Genomic DNA, 19,082 nt, shown 5'->3' with positions numbered 1-19,082 from the left:
CTCTAGGACAGCCGATCTATGCTGACCGCCGAAACGCCGGATCCCGCCACCTGGGGAACGGCGTTGCCGACCGCATGGGGGATCCACTCGATGAACCAGCAGCCGCCCGGCCCGCCTGATCCGCGGCGCCGGCCGACTCCGCCACCGCGACCGCCGCAGGGCGGCCGTCCGCTCCCGCCGCCGGGCGCGCGGCCGCTGCCACCGCGCGGTGGCCCGCCGATGCCGCCGCCGAACCGGCCGGGCCCCGGCGGACGCCCGGTTCCCGGCCGTCCGCCGATCTCACAGCCGGCCCCGATGCCGATCCCGCCGCCGATCCCGCCGCCGTTCCGGCCGGGTCCGCCGAGCGGCGGGATGCCGTTGCCCCCGCCGGGCGCGGCTCCGCTGCCGCCGCCGCGGATCGGCGCGCCGGTCCCGTTCCAGCCCGGCGCCGTCGGCCCGCCGCGACTCCCCTATGGCCCGCGTTTCGCTCAGCCCGCGTTCACGACCTACGGGGGATACCGCGCCAAGAAGTCGAACGGCGGGGTGATCGCGGCCGTCGCGATCGTGGCCGTGATGGCGGTGATGGGCGGGCTGATCATGGTGATCGCCATCGCGAACGGCGGCTCACGGCACGTCGCCGACGCCGGTTACTCGACGTACCCGACGACCTCGTCTTCGGAGTACTCGACGACCACCACGGCCAGTGACACGTCGACGACCACGGCCACCAGGTCGCGTGATTCGACCGCCTCGCGCGAGACGTCGGCGGGCTCGACCCGCGAGACGTCGGCCAGCCGGACCCCGTCCGGCCCGCAGCCACACCACAAGCTGGCGGACAACCCGCTGTGGCTCGATTCCGACGTCGGCCTGCCGAACCAGGCGTGCAACCTCTCGCGCTGGGCGAACAACGCGAACGCGTCTTCGGCGTTCTTCGAAAGCGCGCGGCCTTGCCTGGACAGTGTTTGGCAGCAGGTCATGAACTACTCGAAACTGCCGTTCCGGGTCCCTACCGTGAAATACCCGTCCGGCAAGAACTGGTCGAGCCCGTGCGGTGACGCCGGCAAGGGCTGGGCGGCGTTCTACTGCTCGCAGAACGAAACGCTGTACATACCGTACGACGGCCTTCAGGTCGATCAGTACGGCAACAAGCCCGGGGTGTACCTCGCGGTCTTCGCGCACGAATACGCGCACCACGTCCAGGCGCTCTCCGGTGTCATGGAGGCCTATTGGGACGCGCGGTACGACGCCGGTGTCGACTCGGCGGCGGGCCTGGAGATGTCGCGGCGGAACGAACTTTCGGCGCAGTGTCTGTCCGGGACGTTCCTTGGCTCGACGGTGGGCCGCGGCGGCTCGGTCGATCAGTCGATGTACCGGGACGCGTGGGGTTCGCAGGACCGCGGCGACCACAACGGCGGCCCCCGCGACCACGGCTCCGACGCGCACGCGATCTCATGGTGGCAGCACGGCGCGCAGAAGAACCGGATGGCGCAGTGCAACACGTGGGCGGCGAACTCCTCCGACGTCTCCTGAACCCGCAACTAGAGGACTACTTGCGGCGGGTGCTGGTCAGCCTGGTGGCGCGAAGGGGTTTTCCGGCACAGGTTCCGGCGCAGGCTGCGGCACCGGAACCGGCGCGGCCACCGGAGCGGCGCTCTGCGGGTACTGCGGCGAGTACTGAGGCTGCGGCGGCGCGTACTGGGGTTGTGACTTCACCTGGTCCCGTCGCCGTCGCTCGGCCAGCACCGCCGACAGGAACGCCCAGGACGGCACCCCGGGCGGCACCGGCGCCCCGATCGCCGCCTCGACCTGCTGCGCGAGCCCGTACCCGAGGGCTTCGACCGCTTCGGGGCGAAGCTCACTAGTGCGGCTCAAGTACTGGCGGACGGCGAGCGCGAGCTCGTTCGGCAGGCGGGTCAGGTCCAGCTGCGAAGCCCAGTACGCCAGCTGCGGCGGCATCCCGACATACGGCGTCCGCGAGGCGGGCATGCGTTCCCGGATCACCAGGGTGCCGGCGAGGTAGTCGCCGACGCGGCGGCCGTTGGTGGACAGCAGCGACGTGACCACCGCCACGACGCCGAGCAGGCCCAGCGCCCAGAAGTCGATGAAGAACCCCGCGAGCCCGCGGACCAGCGCGTGCCGGAACCGGACCGGTCCGCCGTCGGTGCGGACCACGCGCAGGCCGAGCGCCATCTTTCCGAGCGTCCGGCCGCGGCTCAGCGTCTCGAAGATCACCGGGTAGCCGACCATGATCAGCACGAGGGTCACCAGGAACAGGGTCAGCGCCAGCGCTTCGTCACCGAACGCGGCGACCTGGCTCAGCACCAGCATCGCGACGATCAGCGTGATCAGCTGGAGGGCGACGTCGAGCATCATGGCGAGCCCGCGGCTGGCCAGTTTCGCCGCGCGCACGTCCAGGACGACGGCCTCGCCGGTGACGAGTTCGGACTCTTGTTCCACCCGGCAAGCGTAGTGACGAATAGGCTGGCCACCAAGGACGATCGCCGGGAGGGCTCCGAGTTGGACGTGGACGTGTTCGTCGCCGCGCACCAGGCCGAATGGAATCGGCTGCGTGACCTCGTCGGCCGCGCCGGGAAACTCAGCGGCCCGGACGCCGACGAGCTGGTGACGCTGTACCAGCGCGTCGCGACGCACCTTTCGATCATCCGCTCGGTCGCCCCCGACCCCGTGCTCGTCGCGCACCTGTCCGGCCTGGTCGCGAAGGCCCGGTCGGCCGTCACGGGTTCGCACAGCCCCGCCTGGCGTGAGGTCGGCCTGTTCTTCACCCGACGGTTCCCGGCGGCGCTGTACCTGAGCAGGCGCTGGTGGCTGGCGTCGGCGGCGGCGTCGATCGCGGTGATGGCGATCGCGGCGGTGTGGATCGCCGGTGACCCGCAGGTGCTCGCGTCGCTGGCGTCGCCGGAGGAGTTCAAGGACCTGACGGCGCCGGGCGGGAAGTACGAGACGTACTACTCGTCCGATCCGGCGGGGTCCTTCGCCGCACGCGTCTGGACCAACAACGCGTGGGTGGCGGCGACCTGTCTGTTCCTCGGCGTGGTGCTGGGTGTGCCGGTGATCTACGCGCTCTGGGCGAACTCGCTGAACCTCGCGATCGGCGCGGCGCTGATGTCGTCGGCCGGACGGCTCGACGTCTTCTTCGGCCTGATCCTGCCGCACGGCCTGCTGGAGCTGACCGCGGTGTTCGTCGCGGCCGGGACGGGACTGAAGCTCGGCTGGACGGTCATCGACCCGGGACGCCGTTCCCGGACCGCGGCGCTCGGCGAACAGGGCCGATCGGTCGTGGTGATGGCACTGGGGCTGACCGTGGTGCTGCTGATCTCCGGCGTGATCGAGGGCTTCGTGACGCCGTCGGGTCTGCCGACCTGGGCGCGGATCGGGATCGGCGTAGTCGCCGAAGTCCTCTTCTTGCTCTACGTGTTCGTAGTCGGGCGTAAGGCCGCGAAGGCGGGCGAAGTGGGCGACGTGGACTGGCGATACGCCGGAGATGCCCGCCCAGAAGCGGGCTGACCTGCGAAAAGAGAGCAAGGGAGCTTTGCTATCGCCGCGCCCCGGCGGGCGGGCTGATCGCCGCCAGGCACTGTCCACCCGCGACATGTTGGTACGAAAGAGCCGCCTTGGCGTACAGCCACGGTGCCCCGGCCGGTCGCGCCCACGCGGGCGAAACGAGCACCGCGAAGAACAGCACGACCTTCGCGCACACCGGACCCCGATCCTGCCGGTCCAACCGCTCGGGACACCCGCCGTCACCGGCACCACCCCGTCGGGTTCACAGCCGTCCGGCGGCCTTCAGCGCGAGATACCGGTCGGCCAGCCGCGGCGGCAGGTCCTCGGGAACGGCGTCGACGACCTCGACCCCGTGCCGTGCCAGCCGCGCGGTGACCTGGCGCCGTTCCGCCAGCACGCGCTCGGCGGCGGCCGCGTCGTAGACGGCTTCCGCATCGCCGCGGCCCGCCGCCATCTCGGCGACCCGCGGGTCCGCCACCGAAGCGATCACCAGCTGGTGCCGCGAGGTCAGCTTCGACAGCACCGGGAACAGGCCTTCTTCCAGCGGTGCCGCGTCCAGTCCGGTCAGCAGGACGACCAGCGCGCGCCGCCTGGTCCGCCGCAGCACTTCCGCGACCATGCCGCGCGCGTCGGTCTCGATGAGCGACGGCTCCAGCGGCGCCATCGCGTTCACCAGGGAGGGCAGCAGATCCGTCGAACCCTGGACGGCCGCGTGCACCTGACGGTCATAGGCCAGGAGGTCGACGTGGTCCCCCGCCCGCGCCGCCAGCACGGCCAGCAGCAGTGCCGCGTCCATCGCCGCGTCGAGCCGCGGCGCGTCGCCGACCCGGCCCGCCGAAACACGGCCCGTGTCGAGGACCAGCACCACGCGCCGATCACGTTCGGGCCGCCAGGTCCGCACCATGACGTCGGACGCGCGGGCCGAAGCACGCCAGTCGATCGACCGGACGTCGTCGCCGATCACGTACTCGCGCAAGGAGTCGAATTCCGTGCCCTGGCCCCGGATCAGCACCGCGTTGCGGCCGTCGAGCTGCTGCAGGCGGGCCAGCCGGGACGGCAGATGCTTGCGGCTGTGGAACGGCGGCAGCACCCGCACGGTCCACGGCACGTCGTGCGAACCCTGCCGCGCCGCGAGGCCCAGCGGCCCGGTCGACCGGACGGTGACCCTGGCCGCCCGCCGGTCGCCGCGCCGGGTCGGCAGGAGCCGGGTGGTCACGATGCGGCGTTCGCCCGCGGGCAAGGAAAGCCGGTGCCTGTCGTCGGCTCCGGCGCTGGGCGGCCAGGCGTCCCGGAGCCACGCGCGCACCGGGCGGACACCGGGATTGGCCACGGTCAGCGTGACTTCGCAAGCCTCCCCCAGCCGCACGGACGTCGCTCCGGACCGCGCGAACCGCAGCCGCCGCACACTCCCGGCGAGCAGGAGATCCAGCACCACCAGCAAAAGCAGCACCGCGGCGGCGAGCCCGATCCCGGCCCACGAGGGCAGCAGCAGGCCGACCACCGGCGCCGCGAGGAGCGCCAGCAGCCCGAGCCGCCCGGTGACGGCCATCAGCGTGGAACGGGCACGGACGCGAGGACGCGGTCCAGCACACCGTCGGCGGTCACGCCTTCGAGTTCGGCCTCGGGCCGCAGATCGAGCCGGTGCCGCAAAGACGGCCGTGCCAAGGCTTTGACGTCGTCCGGGGTGGCGTAGTCGCGGCCCGCGAGCCACGCCCACGCCCGCGTCGCGGCCAGCAGCGCGGTCGCGCCACGCGGCGAGACACCGATACGCACCGACGGCAGCGCCCGCGTCGCCCGGCAGACGTCGACGATGTAGGCGAGCACTTCGGGCCGCACGGTGACCCCCGAGACGGCACGCCGCGCCGCGTCGAGTTCGGCGATCCCGGCGACCGGCTTGATCCCGGCCGCGACCAGGTTCCGCGGGTCGAAACCCTGCGCGTGCCGGGAAAGAATGCCGAATTCGTCCTCACGGGACGGTGTCGGCATGGTCAGCTTCAGCAGGAACCGGTCCAGCTGCGCCTCGGGAAGCGGATACGTGCCTTCGTATTCGACCGGGTTCTGCGTCGCGATGACGATGAACGGATCGGGCAGCGGCCGGGTCTTGCCGTCGCTGGAGACCTGACGCTCCTCCATCGCCTCCAGCAGTGACGACTGCGTCTTCGGCGGGGTGCGGTTGATCTCGTCCGCCAGCAACAGGTTCGTGAACACCGGGCCCTCGCGGAAGGAGAACTCGCCGCTGTGCGCGTCGTAAACGATCGAGCCGGTGATGTCGCCCGGCATGAGGTCCGGGGTGAACTGCACCCGGGTCGTTTCCAGGTCCAGCGCCGCGGCCAGTGCCCGCACCAGCAAGGTCTTCGCCACGCCCGGTACGCCTTCGAGCAGCACGTGTCCCCGGCACAGCAACGCGATGATGAGCCCGGTGACGGCCGCGTCGTTGCCGACAACGGCCTTCCCGACCTCGGCGCGCAGGGCGATCAGCGCCGCCCGTGCTTCGGCCGCGCTGTCCACACCGGACTGTCCGGTCTGTTCGGTACTCAAGACCGCTCCACCTCTCGTTCCACGACATCGAGTCCGTCCGCCAGCCGCACCAGCGCGGTGTCGTCGGCGGGCGGGTCCCCGTACAGCAGTGCGCCGAGCTCGGCCGGGGCACGGCCGGTCCGCGCGGCGACGGATTCCACCAGCGCCGCGGGTTCCGCGTCACGGGGCAGCCCCAGCAACGGCCGGAGCCGCGCGCGGGCCGCCTCGCGCAAGGTCTCCCCGGCGTGCGCGGCGGCCTTCGCTTTGCGATACAGCCGAGCCCGTCCCTCGGTGGCCTCGGCCGCGCGCACCACGACCGGGATCGGCTCGGTCACCACCGGCCCGAGCCGCCGGGAACGCCACAGCGCCAGCAGCACCACCGCGATCCCGGCCTGCAACGCGGCGTACGACCAGCCTGCCGGGATCAGTTCGGACAGCGGCTTCTTCTCGTTCTCCAGCGACGGATCAGCGGGCGTCGGCAGGTACCAGACCAGCCGCTCGTGTTTTCCGAGCATCCGCGTCGTCAATGCCGCGTTGCCCTCGTCGCCCAGCCATTCGTTGGACAGCGGTTCGGGGGCGCCGAGGACGGTGACCGTCCCTTGTGGACCGGGTACTTCGAGGTACGAGCCGCCGTAGCATTCCTGCGCCCTCGGCTGCGTGGCCGTGTACTTCAGTCCGCCCATGGTCGCGCCGCCCGCCGCGACGGGATCCGCGGCCGGACAGTCGGGCCGTCGAGTCTCCGTTTCGAGCTGACCGTTCACCCGCACACCGGGAAGCATCTCGTCGACCGTGCTCGGGCTCGGCTGCACCAGCGCGATATGCGGGGAGATCCGCCGGAGTTCCGTGAACGTGCTCTTGGGCACGAAGCCGGGCTGGGTGATCAGGACGGTCGCGCCGTCGGCGAAGTCCCTGGCCTCGGCCGCCGTGCGCACCGGGGTGATCTTGACGCCTTCCCGTTCCAGCAAGGCGGCCAGCGCACGGCTTCCGCCGGGCTCGTACGAACCCGGGTCGAGCGCGCCGGTGGTCTGCTCACCGCGGAAGAGGACGAGCAGGGTCCCGGTCAGCACGATCAGGAGGACGACCGCGAGCGGGAGCCTCACCCCGCGCCAGATCCGGCGGGCGTCGGGCGAAACGGAGGTCATCCGGCCGCCAGTGCGACGGGCCTCGCGCGGCGGCAGCGTTCGTCCAATGCGGACAGTGAACGGTAGCCGGCCACGGTGGCCGGGATCCCGCCATAGTGGACGTCGTCGAACAACCGGGCACCGGCGCGCAACGCGTCAGCGACGTCCGGGAGCAGGCGCCCGGCTTCGACGGCCGCCTCGTCGGCGGTGCGGCCGGACTTCTCGTCCAGCAGCGCCCGCTCCTCCAGAGACCGCACCACGGCACGGAACATCTCACGGACGGCTTCGTCCAAGTCGCCTCGCGACGCGGCGTCCTCGGCCGCCTTCCGATGTGCACCGGAAGCCTTGCGCTGTCCGGCGAACACGGCCCTGGCGCCCTTGGCCGCCGTCGCCAGGGGCCCGGACCTCAGCCGAATCACCACCACCAGCACGATCAGCACGACGACGAGCAGCACGACCGCGAAGATCCCGCCGGGTACGGCGCCGTCGACGGTGTCCAGGAAGCGCAGCACCCGTTCGACCAGCCAGGTGAACGCTTCGGACAACCAACCAGGCCTCGCGGCCTGGTAGGTCGGGTCCGAGAGTTCCTCGATGGCGCGCAGCCGGGCGGTGTCCCGGTCGATGTCGACCGGGACCTCGGTGAGGAAGCGCGTCACCATGCCCGCGGCGGGGGCGGTGTCGCGATCCCGGCCGCGCGGGCCAGTTCGATGTCCATGCCCTCGCGGCGCATCCGCTGATCGATGTAGAGGATCACGGTGACCAGCGCGGTGAACGGCCCGACGATGGTCTGCGCGATCACCGTGCCCACCGACTGCAGGATCAGGTCACCGGTCGAGGGGATGTACATCTGGTCCAGGTTGCCGAAGATCGACAGGAACGCGCTGAAGCTGAACGGCAGCGTGATGATCGACGCCAGGAACGACGAGATCACGTAGGCCAGCAGCAGGATCCCGAAGACCCGCCAGAACATGCCCGAGACCAGTTTCACCGACCGGCGGAACGCCTCCATCACGGTGCCGCGTTCGAGGATGAACGCCGGACTGGCCAGTGCCCAGAAGGTGTAGGGGATGATCGCCGGCAGCAGGCAGAAGATCGCCCCGACCAGGATCGCCAGGGTGTAGAGCACGGTCAGCCCGAGCAGCGGCAACAGCCGGGGCGTCGCCTCCTTCATGGCTTCCTTGAAGGTGACCGGCTTGCCGAGGACGGCCTTGCCCATCAGGACGGTCAGGAATCCGGTGAGGATGGTCGTCCCGAGCAGGGTGGCCACGAGGGTGATGAACGACGACGCCAGTGTCCCGCCGAGCAGGCCGAGCATCTGGTTCATCAGCTCCTGATCGGTGGCCGCGGGGCCGAGATCGCGGACCTGTTCGAGGTCGCCGGTGGTGTCGACCAGCAGCAACCCGACCAGGTTGAGGGCCGCGGTGAGCACGGCGGTCACGGCGGCGGCGCCGAAGACCATCCGCCAGTACTTGCGCATGGCCGTGACCGCGCCGTCGAGGATGTCGGTCAGGTTCAGCGGGCGCAGCGGGATGACCCCGGGCCTGCCGAGGCCGACCTTCCAGTTCGGGGCCTGCTGCGGCGGCGGCTGATAGGACGGCAGCGGCGGCGGGGTCGCCCCTGACGGGGACTGCCACTGCTGGTCCGGCGCCGGTGGCGGCGGCATTTCACCCCGCGGCGGCGTCGGTGCGTCCGCCTGCGGAGGTGTGCCCGCCTGCGGCTTCTCGGTACCTTCCGGCCCGGACGGTCCGCCGGTCTCCGTCATGCGACAGCCCCTTACCCGTTCGCGTTGCTTACGCACACTCTTCCAGAGGGTCCGACACCCAGCCAGAGCTGGGGGGACGACACTGATGGGTGACCGTTCGGCTCACGCTGGATACCCTCTGCTGCCGAGTAGTGGGAGGGGAAGCCGTTAGCTCGTTATGCTGAACATCGGGCCGGGCACCCCCGGTTCGCCCCTAGAACCACCGGGACCGACTTGATGACGCAACCGCCCCACGGCCAGTGGCCGCCACGCGGCGCCGTCCAGCCACCGCCGGTGCACGGCCAGCCCCCCGCCCAGTGGCATCACGGTGCTCCGCACCAGTTCCCGCCGCCGTCACCGCGCCGGTCCGTCGGCGCGATCGTCGGTATCTGCCTCGGGGCGGTCGCCGTGCTGGCCCTCGGCCTGGTCGCGATCGTTTCACTCAATCGTGACGACAAGGATCACGTGGCGAACGCGGGCTACCAGACCCTCCCGAACCCGACTTCCCAGGCCGCCCTGCCGCCGAGCGGGTCGTCGTCACCTTCGTCGTCCCCGGACCCGTTCCCGACCTCGTCGTCCAGGGCGCCTTCGTCGTCGAGCGGGCCGCAGAAGATCCTCAAACTGGGCGACCACCCGATTCTCCAGGATCCCAACGCGGGCCTGCAGAACCGCGTCTGCTCGCTGCCGCAGTGGCAGAGCAGCCAGCAGGCCGCCGAGGCGTTCTTCACCGCGGCGGGCAAATGCCTCGACGACGCGTGGGGCCCGTTCCTCGAGGCCTACCGCCTGCCGTTCACCCCGCCCGCCCTGCACTTCCCGACCGGCGCCAGCTTCGAAACCGAATGCGGCACGATCCAGGTGGGCATCGCGACGGCGGCGTACTACTGCGAGAACAACCTCTACGTGCCGTTCCGGGGTCTTCAGACCGACCAGTACGGCAACAACCCCGGCGTCTACCTCGCCCTTTTCGCGCACGAGTACGGGCATCACGTGCAGGAGGTCGCCGGGCTGATGGACGCGGCCTGGCAGAAGATCTACGAAACAGGCCAGAACAGCCCCGCCGGGCTGGAGATGTCGCGGCGCAAGGAACTACAGGCGCAGTGCTTCTCCGGGATGTTCCTCGGCGCGCACGTCGACCAGGGCGGCACGGTCAGCCGGGACATGTACAACAAGGCGTGGAACGACCAGGAGACCCGGGGCGACAACACCTCGCGCAGCCAGGACCACGGGACGAACGCGCATTACGCGTCCTGGTGGCGGGCGGGCGCGAGCAACAACCGCGTCGCCGACTGCAACACCTTCTCCGCCCCAGCCAGCGCTGTCTCCTGACTTCACGCGTGCCGTCCGGCTAAACACGCGTGTCGTCCATCCAGGCACACGTGCCGTCCACCCAGGCACACGTGCCGGCTGCCGGCGCGGTGCCCGGTTTGACGTCCGGATCTGCGAAGCCGCAACTAGTCCTCTAGTTGCGGTAGTTGCCCGTGCAAGTACCGCAACCAGAGGACGAAACGCGGCGGGTCAGGCCGTCGCCAGCCGACGCGGCCCGCGCACCACGAGATAGACGTACATCCCACCGGCGAAGCAGCTGAACACCAGCAGAGCCAGCCCGACCGGGCGCCGCGCGTCGCTGGCCCCCGCCGCCGCGTCGGCCGCGTGCACCGAGACCGCGTCGCCGGAAGCGCCGTCGGGGACGACGACCTCGAGCCGCTCCCCCTTGCCGTGCCCGCAGCCGTTGAGCGAACCCTCCACCGGCTTGCCGCCGAATTCGAACTTGACGGTCTCGGTGGCCCCGCCCGCCGCGCACGGCGCGGGCTGGACGACCTCGGCCTGGACGGTCGTCCCCTTGGCCTCGCTCGTGATGCCGAACAGCCCCGGCCCGGCGAACCAGGCGAGAAAGATCACCAGCAGGCAGGCACCGGCCGCCACCGCCAGGGAGTTCCATCCCGGGGTGAGCCCTCTGGCGGGGTCCGATCGCTTGCGCACGAACGCCATGCTTCCAGAACCCGGCGGCAAAACACAGCGAGCCCTCCCGGCCGGAGGAGGGTGACCAAAGGTCCCTTGCTACCGCTCGATCGTCTCCGCGGACGTCACCTTCCGGATGTACAGCAGCTTGTCGCCCGGCTCGATCGCGTCCGCCTGCGGGGCGTCCACGCGGTACAGGACGCCGTCGCGGACGACACCCAGCACGATGTCCGGCAGATGCCGCGGCGAACCGCCCTCTTCCGACGGCTCCACCGGGCGTTCGGCGATCGCGAGGCCGGACTCGGGGGTGAGCAGGTCCTCGACCATGTCGACCACCAGCGGTGTCGACGTCGCCATGCCGAGCAGGCGCCCGGCGGTCTCGCTCGACACCACGACCTGGTTCGCGCCCGACTGCTTGAGCAGGTGGACGTTCTCCGCCTCCCGCACCGACGCCACGATGTGTGCCTTCGGTGCCAGCTCGCGAGCGGTCAGCGTGACCAGCACCGCGGTGTCGTCCCGGTTCGGGGCGACGACGACGGCCTTGGCCCGCTGCACGCCGGCGACCCGCAGGACGTCGGCGCGGGTGGCCGAGCCGTGCACGGTCACCAGGCCGAGTGAAGTGGCCGCTTCGAGGGCCTGCTGGTCGGTGTCGACGACGACGATGTGGTCGGGTTCGACGTTCTCGTCCCCGAGCAGCGCGTTGACCGCCGACCGGCCCTTCGTGCCGAAACCGACGACGACCGTGTGGTCACGCACCTTCGTCCTCCACTTTTGGATCTTGAAAGCCTGGCGGGAGCGCTCGGTGAGCACTTCGAGTGTGGTACCGACCAGGACGATGAGGAAGAGCACCCGCAGCGGGGTGATCACCAGGACGTTGACCAGCCGCGCGGACGACGTCGCGGGCGCGATGTCACCGTACCCGGTGGTCGACAGCGACACGGTCGCGTAATAGAGGCTGTCGAGAAGGCTGAGCCCGTCGCCGTTGGCGTCGCGATAGCCGTCCCGGTCGAGGTAGACGATCAGCACGGTCGCCAGCAGGGCGAGCATCGCGCCGATGATCCGCTTCAGGATCGACCGCATCGGGCTGACCGTCAGTTCCGGCATCCGGATCACGCCGACGAGCTCATGGTCCGGGCGGTCGCTCAGCCTGACCGGGAAACGCTTGAGAACCCTCATGCACAGGCTCCGGCCTGGTCCGCGTCACTCACGGTCGGGAGGATAGCCGAAGAACCTTACGTTCAGCGCGGTATGCGAAGCTCAGGGGCATGTCCTCGGATTCCCGGCCGTCCCAGCGGCCCGCATACTTCCTCGCCTGCCTGCTCGGCGCGGCCGGTGTCCTGCACTTCGTCCAGCCGAAGCCCTTCGACGCGATCATCCCGAAGCAGCTGCCGGGCTCGCCGCGGGCGTGGACCTACGGCTCCGGTGTCGCCGAGCTGGGGGTCGCCGCCGCGGTCGCCGCTCCGAAGACGCGACGGCTCGGCGGGCTGGCGGCCGCGCTGCTGTTCGTCGTGGTTCTGCCGGGGAACGTGAAGATGGCCGCCGACGCCGATCGCCGGAAGGCCCCGAAGGTCTTACGGGCGGCCTTCTGGGCTCGCGTCCCGCTCCAGATCCCGCTGGTCACCTGGGCCCTGAAGGTGCGCGATCGCGCCTGATCCCCACCGCGTTTCGTCCTCTGGTTGCGGTAGTTGCGCGTGCAAGTACCGCAACTAGAGGACGAAACGCTAGATCGTCGGGACGCGGCGTAAGAGGTCTCGCAGTCCTTCAGCGTCCAGCAGGTCCGCCGGGCGGATGGTCTTGTCGTGTTTCACGTAGTGGAACGCCGCCCGCACCTTCTCCACGGGGATCTTCCTCAAGGCCGCCCACGCCAGCCGGTACGCCGCCAGCTGCACGGCCAGCGGCGCGAGCCGGTCCTTGTCCGGCACGGCACCGGTCTTCCAGTCGACGACGGTCCAGCCGCCGTCGGGGTCGGCGAACACCGCGTCCATCCGCCCGCGCAGCGTCACCCCCACGACGTCGGCCGAGAACGGGACCTCGACCGCGTGCGGCACCCGATTCGCCCACTCGCTCTTCTCGAACGCCGTCTGCAGTGCTTCCAGCTCGGAATCCGGCGCCTCGTCGACGTCCGCCGCACCCGGCAGGTCGTCGATCTCCAGCAGCTGCTCACCGCCGAACCGCTGCTCCAGCCAGCCGTGGAAAGCCGTCCCCCGGCGCGCGTAAGTGTTGGGACGCACGGGAAGCGGCCGTCGCAGCCGTTTGGCCAGCGCGGCCGGATCGGCCGACAGCTCCACCAGCTGACTCACCGAAAGGTGCGACGGCAGCACCACCTGCTGGACCCGGTTCTGCGCCCGCGCGCGTTCCTCCAGCAGCACCTTGGTGTCGGAGATCCAGCCGTCCGGATCGTCCTCTTCCTCAGTGTCTTCCGCGTCTTCGGCGTCTTCCATGGCACCGAGCACCAGATCGACACCGTTGGTGACGCCCTCGCGCCGCGGCCACAGCGGATCGACCGGCCATCGCGCCTTGCGTGCATCGGCGACCAGCGGGTTCTCCCCGTCGGCCTCGGGCTCTTCGGCCCAGTGCTCGATGCGGCCGACCGAGTTGCCCCGCATCACCTCACCGATTTCGAGCAGGAACTCCGAAGGCCCTTTCGGCCGCGCGCTGCTCTCGTTCCACCAATGCCCGGAAACCAGCAACGTGTGCTCGGAGCGGGTCAGTGCGACGTAGCAGAGCCGCCGCTCCTCATCCGCCTCCCGCGCCACGAAACCTTCTTCGTGCGATTCCAGCGCTTCCTGGACTTCCTTACGGTCGAAGCCTTCGGACACCCTCAGCTCCGGCAGGTCCTCCGAGTCCCCGCGCAGCGCGGCCGGGAGCGAGGTCGACGTCCGCAGCCACGAAGACGAGCGCCGCCTGCCAGGGAAGACTTCCTTGACCAGGTGCGGAACCGCGACGATGCGCCATTCCAGCCCTTTGGCCGAGTGCACGGTCAGCACCTGGACCCGGTCCGGGACGACCTCCACCTCCCCGGGGGTGAGCCCGTCCTCCGCGTGCGCGGCGGTGTTCAGGTAGTCCACAAAGGACAAAAGGGTGGCCGTCGGCGAGGTCTCGGCGAAATCCGTGACGACGTCGGCGAAAGCGTCCAGGTGCGCGCGCCCGGCCGGCCCGGGGCGGGCCAGCGATTCGACGTCGAGCAGCATGGTGCGTTCCACGTCGGCGACGAGTTCGGGCAGCGACTGGTCGAGGCGGCGGCGCAACGCCGAAAGCTCGCCACCCACCCGCCGGATCCGCCGGTAACCCTCGGTTGAGTATCGTTCCGGCGTTCCGGGATCGTCGATCGCGTCGGCGAGCCCGGCCTGCTCGACCCGTTCGGTCACCAGCACCGGTTCGTCCACATCGGACTTTTCCGAAGGCGGCACCGGCGAGGAGAGTTCGCCCGCGCGGCGCCACAACGCCGCGAGGTCGGCCGCCGCGATCCGCCAGCGCGCCCCGGTCAGCAACCGTGCGGCGGCACTGCCCGCGAGCGGATCGGCGAGCACCCGCAACGTGCTGACCAGGTCCGCGACCTCGGGTTCGTCAAGCAGACCGCCGAGGCCGACCACCTCCACCGGAAGCCCGCGGGCCCGCATTTCGGCCGCGATCGGCGCCATGTCGGCGCGGCGGCGCACCAGCACCGCGGCGGTCGGCGGTTTTCCGGTCTCCTCCACGGTTTCGAACCAGCGCTTCGCCACCGCGTCGGCCACCCACTCGCGTTCGGCGCGAATGTCCGGCAGCAACGCGGAGGCGATGTCGGCCGTGCCCGCGCCTTCCAGCGCGCGTAGCCGCGCGACACCGAGACCACGCTCCCGCAACGGTTCCGAGATCGCGTTGGCCAAGTCCAGTACCTCGGGTGGGTTGCGGAAACTGGTCAGCAGCCCGAAATCCAGTGCCGGGACGAGCCGTTCGCCGTTGTCGCGCGGGAAGTCCGTGGTGAACCGCGGCAGGTTCGCCGCACTGGCCCCGCGCCAGCCGTAGATGGCCTGCGCCGGGTCTCCCACCGCCGTCACCGGCATCGGCGGATGCTCGACGCCACCGAACAGCGACCGCAGCAGGATCCGCTGAGCGTGGCCGGTGTCCTGGTACTCGTCGAGGAGCACCGCGCCGTAGCGCTCGCGTTCCCCCGCGACCACCGCCGGATAACTGCTCGCGAGCTGCGCCGCCAGCGACATCTGGTCGGCGAAGTCGAGTGCGCCCTCGGCCCGCTTGCGCGCGTGATACGCCTCGACCAGCGGCAGGAGCGCGAGCCGGAACCGTTGTGCCGTCATGACTTCGGCCAGTTTCTGTGGCAGCGCCGCGCGCTGCCCCTTTGCCCGCGGCGCGTTCTCGATGACCTCGCACAGCCACGACGTGTACTGCGCCAGCCGTTCGGTCTCGACCAGGTGCTCACCGAGTTCCCCGGCCAGTGCCAGCAGCTGCGCGGTCACCGTGGCGGGCACACGATCGGTGTCGAGGTCATTGTCCCAAGTGGACACCACGCGATGCGAGAACTGCCACGAAGATGTCTCCGACAGGAGCCGCACCCCGGGCTGGACCGGCAACCGCAGGCCGTGTTCGGACAGCAGCCGCCCGGCGTACGCGTGATAGGTGAGCACCGTCGGCTCCCCTGCGGTCACCGTCATGCGGAGGTCGCCGGTCGGGTCGATCCTGTCGAGCAGCCCCGATCCGACCAGGCGGCGCAGCCGGGTGCGGACGCGTTCACCGAGCTGGCGGGCGGCTTTGCGGGTGAAGGTCAGGCCGAGGACGCGTTCCGGCGGCACGACACTGTTGGCCACCAGCCACACCACGCGTGCGGCCATCGTCTCGGTCTTGCCCGCGCCGGCGCCCGCCACCACCAGCGACGGCTCGATGGGGGCGGCGATGACCTCGGCCTGCTCGTCGGTCGGGCTGTGCAGTCCCAGCGCGCGGGCGATCTCGGCCGGTTCGACCTGGCGGCGCTGGAGGTGGGAGATCAAGGACCGGTCACCTGCCTGCCCTCGGGCCGCAGCGGGCAGCAACCCCTTGCCGGGCAACGATCACAGTCCGGGTTCTCGGTGACCCCGTACTCCGGGCCGACGGCCGATCCGGCCGCCGACCGCACCAGCTCCAGCCATTGCTTGCCACCGTCCTCGTCGAGCGGCGCCTGCTCACGCTGGGTGGATCCGGTCTTGTTGTTGGACTTCGCGACGTAGACCAACCGTGCGCCGCCGGGTTTCGAACCGCCCTCGACCGCGCCGAGCAGCACGGCCAGCTGGTACGCGGCCAGCTGCGGATGTTGTTCGGCGTCGGAGGCGGAGATCGGGACCTTGCCGGTCTTGATGTCGATGACGACCGGGCGGCCGTCCTTGTCCATCTCCACGCGGTCGACGCGGCCGCGCAGGAGCACGCGGAGGTCGCCTTCGCCGACCGGCAGCTCGACTTCGATGTCCTGCTCGACCCCGGCCTCGATCAGTTCCTTGCGGCTGGTTTCCAGCCAGGAGATGAAGTTCCGCAGCATCTGCTCGACCCGTGACCGCTCGCGGCGCGAGAACCACGGTGCTCCCGCGTCGACCCGCACCCACGCCTCGTCCAGCGCCGCGCGGATCTGCTCGTCACTGCTGCCGCCCGCGACCGCCTGCGCGAGCCCGTGCACCAGGGTCCCGGTGACGGCCGCGAGCTGCGCCGGGTCACTGCCGCCGTGGCGTTCGATCAGCCACCGCAGCGGGCATTTGACCAGAACCTCCACGGTGGACGGTGAGATGCGGATGAGGTCCCCCGCTCCGTGCACGGGTTCGCCGGTGGAGGGTTCCAGCAGCCCGTACCAGGTGCCCGGATGCGCTCCCGGCACCCCGGCGGCGGCCAGTTTGGCGAGCTGTCGCGCCGCCCGTTGCCGCCTTTCCGGCTCGCTCGCCTCGTCGCAGACCACCTCGCGCAGTTCACCGACGAGTTCGGCGAGCACCAGCGAACGGCCCGCCGGTTTCATCCGCGAATCGAGGCCGCCGTCGTCCGCGCCGTTCTCCTCCAGGTCGTCGATGAACCGCGAGGGCTGCTCGTCCTCCCCCGCGACCGCGCTGACCAGCAACGTCTTCCGCGCGCGGCTCGCGGCGAGGTAGAACAGCCGCCGCTCTTCGGCGAGGATCGGCGCGGTGGCGGACACCTTTTCGTCGTCGACGCCGGACATGAGGTCGACCAGCCGCTCGACGCCGAGCACGGAACCGCGCAGCCGCAGATCCGGCCAGCTGCCCTCCTGGACACCGGCGATCGCCACGACCGTCCACTCGCGGCCGGCGGACGCGTGCGCGGTGAGCAGCGAGACACCGTCGCTCTTGATGGCCGCAGGGGCCAGCGTGCCACCGGCGATGTTCTGCGACGACAGGTAATCCGCGAACGAGGCGACACTCGCCCTCGGCAACCTGTCGACATAGCGACCGGCGGCGTCGAAGAGCGCGACGATCGCGTCGAGATCCCGATCCGCCTGCGAGCCAAGGGAACCGCCGCGGTCGACCAGACGCAGGAAGCGCTGCTCCAGCGCGCTGGCCTGCCACAGCTCCCACAGCACCTGCTCGACGCCTTCGCCGCGCACGACGGCTTGGTGCGCCGCGTGGAGCAGGCCACCGATCCGGCGCATCGGGAGCGCCTCCGCCTCGGCGAGGCCGGTGAGGACATCGTGGGCGCGCAAGGCTTCCACCAGCAGTTCGTCGCTGGATCGCTGTCCGCCGCCCGCGAGTTCCAGCCTGCGCAAACCGCGGCGCAGCCGCCGCAGGGCGAGCGGATCCGCGCCACCCAACGGCGAGGACAGCAACATCTCGGCCAGATCGACGTCGAGCAGTTCCGGATCGGCGGCGAGCCGCAGCATCGCCAGCAACGGCCGGACGGCGGGTTGTTTCGCGAGCGGCAGTTCCTCGGTGGCCGAACCGATCGGGACCCCGGCGGCCCGCAGAGCACGTTGCAGGACAAGGAAAGTACGGGCGGGCGACCGGACGAGCACCGCCATCTCCGACCACGGGACACCGTCGACGAGATGCGCGCGGCGGAGCTGATCGGCGATCCAGCTCGCCTCGGACGCCGGAGTCGGCATCAGGCGGACACGGACCGCGCCGCCCTCGGCGTCCGGCGCGTCGACGAGTTTGCGCTGCGGCGACGAACCCGGCAGCACGGAGCCGAATTTCGTGACGGCCGCGCGGATCACCGGGGCGAGCCGGTGCGCGGTGGTCAGCAGCACCGTGCGCTCGCCGTCGTCGTCCGCGTCGGCGAACAACCGGGGATCCGCGCCACGGAAGGAGAACACGGACTGATCCGGGTCACCCGCGACGACGAACTCGTCGGCCGCGTGCCCGATGAGCCGGATGAGCTGCGTCTGCAACGGGTCGAGATGCTGGGCGTCGTCGACGAACAGGTGCCGGACCCGGCGCTGCTCGCGTTCGCGCAGTTCGGGATCGTCCTCCAGCGCCAGCAGCGCGGAAGTGACGAGTTCCGCCGCGTCCAGCGCCGGCGCGCTCGCCACGCCCAGCGCGTTGCCGCCCGCGCCCTGCAACAACGTGACCTCTTCGTACTGGCTCCAGAAATGCCCGGCCGCGATCCACTCGTCACGGCCGCGGCGCCTGCCGAGTTCGGCCAGGTCCTCCGGGCCGAGCCCGCGTTCGGCGGCGCGGAGCAGGAGGTCTCGGAGTTCCTCGGCGAAACCGGGCACGTTCAGCGCGGGCCGCAGCTGTTCCGGCCAGTCGAGCGCGCCCGCTTCGAGGTCACCGGCGAGCAGGTCACGGACGACGACGTCCTGCTCCGCTCCGGCCAGCAGGCGAGGCGGCGGGAGTTCGTCAGCCTGCGCCTCCATCCGCAACAGCGCGTACGCGTACGAGTGCACCGTGCGCACGAGCGGCTCGCGGATCGTGCGCGGCAGCGGATCCTCTTCCGGATCGGTGGTGAGCCGGTGGGTGATGTCGGCGCGGAGAACCTCGGCGGCCTTGCGAGAGGTGGTCAGGATGAGCACGCTCTCCGGATCGGCGCCCTCGGCGATGCGCCGCGACGCCGCCGACGCCAGCAAGGCCGTTTTGCCCGTTCCCGGGCCGCCGAGGACCCGGCGGAAGCCGTCCGGGGCGGCCAGGAGACGACGAGCGCCGGAATCCCACTGGAAGGACGGCGTGCCGGTGACCGGCGTGCGGACCAGCCGCGCGTCGGTTCCTGCCGCTGTTCGCCGCCCGTTCACGCCCACGATGGAACCACGCCCCGCCGACACAACCTCGCAGCGGCACGGCAAAGTG

Annotated in this window: 15 protein-coding genes; 4 read left to right on the top strand and 11 right to left on the bottom strand. The window is 70.8% G+C overall.

What is annotated here, in order from left to right; all coding sequences use genetic code 11:
- The first annotated feature begins 18 nt into the window (after positions 1-18).
- Positions 19-1,509 carry a neutral zinc metallopeptidase gene (locus tag BS329_RS23410; RefSeq protein ID WP_244197259.1) on the top strand — a complete coding sequence of 497 codons (1,491 nt, stop codon included), beginning with the start codon at positions 19-21 and terminating at the stop codon, positions 1,507-1,509.
- A gap of 36 nt (positions 1,510-1,545) precedes the next feature.
- Here the strand turns inward: BS329_RS23410 and BS329_RS23405 are convergent, their stop codons facing one another.
- A complete protein-coding gene (locus BS329_RS23405) occupies positions 1,546-2,436 on the bottom strand; it encodes an RDD family protein (RefSeq protein WP_076163357.1) in 891 nt (296 codons plus the stop codon).
- A 60-nt stretch (positions 2,437-2,496) separates the two neighbouring features.
- On the opposite strand from BS329_RS23405, the gene BS329_RS23400 reads away from it, so the two are divergent.
- Complete coding sequence (locus tag BS329_RS23400) at positions 2,497-3,504, top strand: stage II sporulation protein M (protein ID WP_076163356.1); 1,008 nt, start codon at positions 2,497-2,499, stop codon at positions 3,502-3,504.
- Between the two features lie 28 nt (positions 3,505-3,532).
- Here BS329_RS23400 and BS329_RS43480 read toward each other — a convergent pair whose 3' ends face one another.
- The 6 genes from BS329_RS43480 to BS329_RS23370 all read right to left on the bottom strand — a co-directional run bounded on the left by BS329_RS43480 (position 3,533) and on the right by BS329_RS23370 (position 8,901).
- Positions 3,533-3,697, bottom strand: a complete 165-nt coding sequence (locus tag BS329_RS43480) for a hypothetical protein (protein WP_158075824.1) — start codon at positions 3,695-3,697, stop codon at positions 3,533-3,535.
- A 66-nt stretch (positions 3,698-3,763) separates the two neighbouring features.
- A complete protein-coding gene (locus tag BS329_RS23390) occupies positions 3,764-5,050 on the bottom strand; it encodes a DUF58 domain-containing protein (RefSeq protein WP_076163354.1) in 1,287 nt (428 codons plus the stop codon).
- Entirely contained in the window at positions 5,050-6,009 is a 960-nt protein-coding gene (locus tag BS329_RS23385) for an AAA family ATPase (protein ID WP_076163462.1), read from the bottom strand. Before BS329_RS23385 ends, BS329_RS23390 begins: the two co-directional genes overlap by 1 nt.
- 26 nt (positions 6,010-6,035) lie before the next feature.
- Positions 6,036-7,160, bottom strand: a complete 1,125-nt coding sequence (locus BS329_RS23380; RefSeq protein ID WP_076163353.1) for a DUF4350 domain-containing protein — start codon at positions 7,158-7,160, stop codon at positions 6,036-6,038.
- Positions 7,157-7,798, bottom strand: a complete 642-nt coding sequence (locus BS329_RS23375) for a DUF4129 domain-containing protein (protein ID WP_076163352.1) — start codon at positions 7,796-7,798, stop codon at positions 7,157-7,159. Before BS329_RS23375 ends, BS329_RS23380 begins: the two co-directional genes overlap by 4 nt.
- Positions 7,792-8,901, bottom strand: a complete 1,110-nt coding sequence (locus BS329_RS23370; protein ID WP_076163351.1) for a DUF7847 domain-containing protein — start codon at positions 8,899-8,901, stop codon at positions 7,792-7,794. The genes BS329_RS23375 and BS329_RS23370 overlap by 7 nt, the downstream gene beginning before the upstream one ends.
- A gap of 216 nt (positions 8,902-9,117) precedes the next feature.
- On the opposite strand from BS329_RS23370, the gene BS329_RS23365 reads away from it, so the two are divergent.
- On the top strand, positions 9,118-10,206 hold the full coding sequence (locus BS329_RS23365; RefSeq protein ID WP_244197257.1) for a neutral zinc metallopeptidase: 1,089 nt from the start codon (positions 9,118-9,120) through the stop codon (positions 10,204-10,206).
- Between the two features lie 189 nt (positions 10,207-10,395).
- On the opposite strand, the gene BS329_RS23360 is transcribed toward BS329_RS23365, so the two are convergent.
- Positions 10,396-10,803, bottom strand: a complete 408-nt coding sequence (locus tag BS329_RS23360; protein WP_143253172.1) for a hypothetical protein — start codon at positions 10,801-10,803, stop codon at positions 10,396-10,398.
- A gap of 135 nt (positions 10,804-10,938) precedes the next feature.
- Complete coding sequence (locus tag BS329_RS23355; RefSeq protein ID WP_076163350.1) at positions 10,939-12,015, bottom strand: potassium channel family protein; 1,077 nt, start codon at positions 12,013-12,015, stop codon at positions 10,939-10,941.
- 89 nt (positions 12,016-12,104) lie between these two features.
- Here BS329_RS23355 and BS329_RS23350 point away from each other — a divergent pair, with 89 nt between their 5' ends.
- Positions 12,105-12,491, top strand: a complete 387-nt coding sequence (locus tag BS329_RS23350; protein ID WP_076163349.1) for a DoxX family protein — start codon at positions 12,105-12,107, stop codon at positions 12,489-12,491.
- A gap of 69 nt (positions 12,492-12,560) precedes the next feature.
- On the opposite strand, the gene BS329_RS23345 is transcribed toward BS329_RS23350, so the two are convergent.
- Positions 12,561-15,821 (bottom strand): ATP-dependent helicase, encoded by a 3,261-nt coding sequence (locus tag BS329_RS23345; protein WP_076163348.1) that lies wholly within the window; start codon positions 15,819-15,821, stop codon positions 12,561-12,563.
- Positions 15,818-19,057 carry an ATP-dependent helicase gene (locus BS329_RS23340; RefSeq protein ID WP_244197256.1) on the bottom strand — a complete coding sequence of 1,080 codons (3,240 nt, stop codon included), beginning with the start codon at positions 19,055-19,057 and terminating at the stop codon, positions 15,818-15,820. Before BS329_RS23340 ends, BS329_RS23345 begins: the two co-directional genes overlap by 4 nt.
- Between the last annotated feature and the right edge of the window lie 25 nt (positions 19,058-19,082).

The organism is Amycolatopsis coloradensis, assembly GCF_001953865.1.
In the GTDB taxonomy this organism is placed as follows: domain Bacteria; phylum Actinomycetota; class Actinomycetes; order Mycobacteriales; family Pseudonocardiaceae; genus Amycolatopsis; species Amycolatopsis coloradensis.
This window is presented reverse-complemented; position numbering and strand designations above follow the sequence as displayed.